The sequence below is a fragment of the Arthrobacter sp. H41 genome, from assembly GCF_000520535.1.
Classification (GTDB): domain Bacteria; phylum Actinomycetota; class Actinomycetes; order Actinomycetales; family Micrococcaceae; genus Arthrobacter_D.
The window spans coordinates 8,459-12,288 of the sequence record NZ_KI914829.1 but is presented as its reverse complement, the minus strand read 5'-3'; the positions used below and the strand labels follow the sequence as shown (position 1 = coordinate 12,288).

General features: G+C 67.8%; 6 protein-coding genes. 2 read left to right on the top strand and 4 right to left on the bottom strand.

The window, feature by feature from the left end:
- Both Y705_RS0114530 and Y705_RS0114525 read left to right on the top strand, forming a co-directional pair.
- The coding region (locus Y705_RS0114530; protein ID WP_026533381.1) for an acetamidase/formamidase family protein at nucleotides 1-197 on the top strand (197 nt) is incomplete at its 5' end.
- Between the two features lie 87 nt (nucleotides 198-284).
- Nucleotides 285-713, top strand: coding sequence for a DUF1801 domain-containing protein (locus tag Y705_RS0114525; protein WP_026533380.1), 429 nt, complete (start codon nucleotides 285-287; stop codon nucleotides 711-713).
- A gap of 17 nt (nucleotides 714-730) precedes the next feature.
- On the opposite strand, the gene Y705_RS0114520 is transcribed toward Y705_RS0114525, so the two are convergent.
- The 4 genes from Y705_RS0114520 to Y705_RS20305 all read right to left on the bottom strand — a co-directional run.
- Nucleotides 731-1,102 (bottom strand): GNAT family N-acetyltransferase, encoded by a 372-nt coding sequence (locus Y705_RS0114520; protein WP_253908641.1) that lies wholly within the window; start codon nucleotides 1,100-1,102, stop codon nucleotides 731-733.
- Nucleotides 1,103-1,229: 127 nt separating this feature from the next.
- A complete protein-coding gene (gene mgrA, locus Y705_RS0114515) occupies nucleotides 1,230-2,276 on the bottom strand; it encodes an L-glyceraldehyde 3-phosphate reductase (RefSeq protein WP_026533379.1) in 1,047 nt (348 codons plus the stop codon).
- Nucleotides 2,277-2,323: 47 nt separating this feature from the next.
- On the bottom strand, nucleotides 2,324-3,418 hold the full coding sequence (locus Y705_RS0114510; RefSeq protein WP_026533378.1) for an alanine racemase: 1,095 nt from the start codon (nucleotides 3,416-3,418) through the stop codon (nucleotides 2,324-2,326).
- Nucleotides 3,408-3,830 (bottom strand): aldolase/citrate lyase family protein (locus tag Y705_RS20305; protein WP_253908640.1); only part of this gene is annotated, 423 nt, incomplete at its 5' end. The genes Y705_RS0114510 and Y705_RS20305, both read right to left, overlap by 11 nt.

Sequence of the window (3,830 nt, the reverse complement as noted above, 5' to 3'; positions counted from 1 at the left end):
ACAGCCCCGAGCAGGCCTACCTCCTCCTTGGAGCAGTGCCCATCGAAGGAAGGCTCTCGGGCGTGGTGGACATTCCCAACTCCTGTTCCACCGTCTACATTCCCACCTCCATTTTCGACTTCGACGTGCGTCCGTCCGCCGCAGGGCCGCACCAGATCGACCCGGGTATCGGTGCTCCTCGAGCCGCCAACAGCTAGCGCCGACCGCTTAGGATGGCCGGAAGGACCTGGCACAAGCCAGGTCCTTCCGGGGTCCCTCCCCGCGAAAGGGAGTCAGGTAACGCGATGGCAGAGAACAAGACCCGACCCAGCACGGCCGATCCGATCGCCTTCCTCGACAGCGTTCCCAGCGAGCGACGCCGGATCGACGGTTTCGCTGTGCTGGAGATGATGAGGACGATCACGAAGGCCGACCCCGTGATGTGGGGTCCCTCGATGATCGGCTTCGGGCAGTACTCCTACAGGTATGCCTCCGGCAGGGAAGGGAACGCCCTCGCCGTCGGGCTCTCGCCTCGGAGCAGCGCCCTCGCCCTGTACGGACTCACGATCGCTCCCGGAGTTGAGGACCTCCTCGCCCGTCTGGGCAAGCATCGGACAGGCGTCGCCTGCCTCTACATCAACTCGCTCTCGGACGTGGACACCGAAGTGCTCCAGGAGTTGATCCGAATGGGCTACACCCACATGACGACGGCGAACTTCACCTTCGGCGACTGACCCTTCGCTGAATGCGGCTACAGGCGGCGGTACATGATGTGGAGGGCGGTCAGTCCCAGTACAGGATGCCGGAACGCGTTCGGAACAGTGCCGACCACGGCGAATCCCAGAGACTGCCAGAGCGCCACGGCGCGCACGTTCGTCTGGACGACGGCATTGAACTGCATGTATTCATAGCCCTGCCCCCGGGCCTTCTCCATCACATACGCCGCGAGCATCCGCGCTATCCCTTTCCCGCCGGCGTCACCCGCCACCAGAAATGAGGCGTTGGCGACGTGACTGCCGTTGCCGCCGCGGTTGGCATGCAGTTGGGCAGTGCCCACCACGACGCCGTCGTCGACCGCTACGTAGACGCACAGCGTCGGGTCGGGGGCGCCTCGGGAAACCACTCCCGCCGTGCTGCCTCCTCATCCATGGCGGGATCCCAGCAGTAGGTATCCCCGGCCCGGACCACCGGCTCCATGATGCGCCAGAGAGCGGCCCAGTCGCCGGGGACCGCCGTCCGGACGGCGCGCATCAGGCCTTCAGCGCTCCCGCCCACAGGTTGATGTCCGATTCGACGGCGAACTCGTCGATGGCGTGCAGCTCCTCCGCGGTGAACTCGAGGTTTTGAACGGCCGCGACGCTGTTCTCGAGCTGGGCGACGCTCGACGCCCCGATGAGCGCCGACGTGATCGGCGTGCCTTTGGCCTGCGGCCGCAGGATCCATGCGATGGCCATCTGCGCCAGCGTCTGGCCACGCCGGCCCGCGATCTCGTTGAGGCCGCGCACGCGCCGCAGATTGTCCTCGGACAGGTGGTTCTCCGACAGCGACTTGTCCGCGGCGGCCCGGGAATCAGCAGGAACGCCGTCGAGGTACCGGTCGGTGAGGAGGCCCTGGGCCAGTGGTGAGAACGCGATCGACCCGGCGCCCACCTGCTCGAGCGCCTGCGGCAGGTTCGGCTCGCCGTTTTCGACCCACCGGTTGAGCATCGAGTAGGACGGCTGGTGGATGAGCAGCGGGGTGCCCAGGTCGCGGAGGATGGCGGCGGCTTCGAGCGTCTTCTCGGGTGAGTACGACGAGATGCCGGCGTAGAGGGCGCGCCCGGAGCGGACGGCGGTGTCGAGCGCGCCCATCGTCTCCTCGAGCGGAGTCTCGGGATCGGGCCGGTGGCTGTAGAAGATGTCCACATAATCGAGGCCCATGCGGTTCAGCGACTGGTCGAGGCTGGCCAGGAGGTACTTGCGGGAGCCGAAGTTGCCGTAGGGTCCGGGCCACATGTCGTAGCCGGCCTTGCTCGAGATGATGAGCTCGTCGCGGAAAGGCCGGAAGTCGTCGGCGAAGTGGCGTCCGAAATTCGTCTCGGCGCTGCCGTAGGGCGGTCCGTAGTTGTTCGCCAGGTCGAAGTGGGTGACGCCGAGGTCGAAAGCACGGCGCAGGATGGCGCGCTGGATGTCGAAGGGTTTGTCATCTCCGAAGTTGTGCCAGAGGCCGAGGGACACGGCGGGCAGCTGCAGGCCGCTCTTGCCGACGCGGCGGTACTTCATGGTCTCGTAACGGTCTTCTGCGGGGTGGTAGGTCATCCACCCATCCTATTGGGGGCCGCGGCGCGCAGGCTTCCCGGAACGGTTCAGCTGTTCCGGCCCCGCGCTGCGACTTCCCACTCGTCCTCCACCACACCGTTCCGCACCACGCTCACCCGATCCACAAGGTTCATCGCGAGGCACACATGGTTGGGGACGACCCGGAGCCGCTGGCCGTGTCCCGGCAGCACGGCGTCGTCGGGCCATTCGATGGTGGCGTGGTGCTCGGACAAGGCGACGATGCGCGCAGCGGGCTCGTCGAGAAGCCGCCCGTAGCCGGTAGCCCAGGCCGCGCGGTCACTCCCCAGGATCTTGCTGCCGGCGTCGACGACGACGCGACGGCTCTTGCCGCCGGGTGGAGCGGACCGGCTCACCACCGTTGCGGCGACCGTCAGCGCAATGTCACTGAGGGCGCAGCGTTCCAGCTCGTACTGCTGCGCATCCCCGAGGACGTAGACACCGGGGCGCAGTTCGGTGGCCGCGTTTCCTCCGCCGACGAGCGCGGTGGGTGTTGAACCACCGCTGAGCTCGGCGACGTCGAACCCGGCGGCGAGGAGGCGCGACGACGCTTCCGTGAGCGCGGAGTCCTCGTCCCGCATGGCGTGCTGCGGCATTCCGGGTGCGTAACTGTGACCGGGAAAGGTGAAGGCTCCTTCGACAGGAAGTCCTGCGTCGGCTGCGGCCCGGGCTATCCCGACGACGTCGGCGGGCAACGCGCCGCTGCGGTGGTGGCCGCTGTCCACCTCCACCAGCACGCCAACGTTCCGGGCGCCGGTGCCGAGGTTCCGGCCCATCTCGACGGCACTCTCCACCGAGTCGAGGCCCACCCGCACGGCCGCCGCTTCGCCGAGGGCCAGCAGGCGGTGGGCCCGGCGTGCATCGACCCACAGCGGGTAGGCGATGAAAAGATCCTTCACCCCGCCGGCTGCAAATACCTCGGCCTCACCGATCGTGGCAACGGTCAGGCCCACAGCACCCGCCGCAAGCTGCCGGGCACCGATCTCGAGGACCTTGTGCGTCTTGGCATGGGGCCGCAGCCTCACTCCCCGTGTGCGCATGGCCGATGCCATGCGTGCGATATTCGCGTCGAGGACGTCGACGTCGATCATCACCGACGGCGTGTCGATCCAGTCAGGAATCATCGGCCGACAGACCGGCTCGGGCGGCGGCGCTACCCAGGTGGAGGACGCCGGTGTCGGTGGCCACCGCGATCCATGTGAAGCCCTGCTGCGACAAGACCTTCGCCCTGGCGGGTGAACCCGCATACGCGCCCGCGAGTATTCCTGCTTCTCGGCAGGCCCGCACGATGGTGGGCAGCGGCGCCTGCTGTGCACGGTCGGTCAGGAGGTCATCGACGTCGAGCCCGAGTGCGAGGGACAGGTCGAAGGGGCCCACGAACACCATGTCGAGGCCGGGCGTCGCCGCGATCGCGTCGAGGTTCTCAATGGCGAGCGCGGTTTCCACCATCACTGCGCAGAAGGGCTCGGGCATCGCGGTCCCACCGGCCGAGGGAGTGCCGGGTAGCGGACCCCAGCTGCGCCTGCCCCGCGGCGG

Excerpts from the sequence above, each read along its gene's own strand:
- Y705_RS0114525 (WP_026533380.1), top strand. The coding sequence starts at position 285 with ATGGCAGAGAACAAGACCCGACCCAGCACGGCCGATCCGATCGCCTTC.
- mgrA (WP_026533379.1), bottom strand. The coding sequence starts at position 2,276 with ATGACCTACCACCCCGCAGAAGACCGTTACGAGACCATGAAGTACCGC.
- Y705_RS0114510 (WP_026533378.1), bottom strand. The coding sequence starts at position 3,418 with ATGATTCCTGACTGGATCGACACGCCGTCGGTGATGATCGACGTCGAC.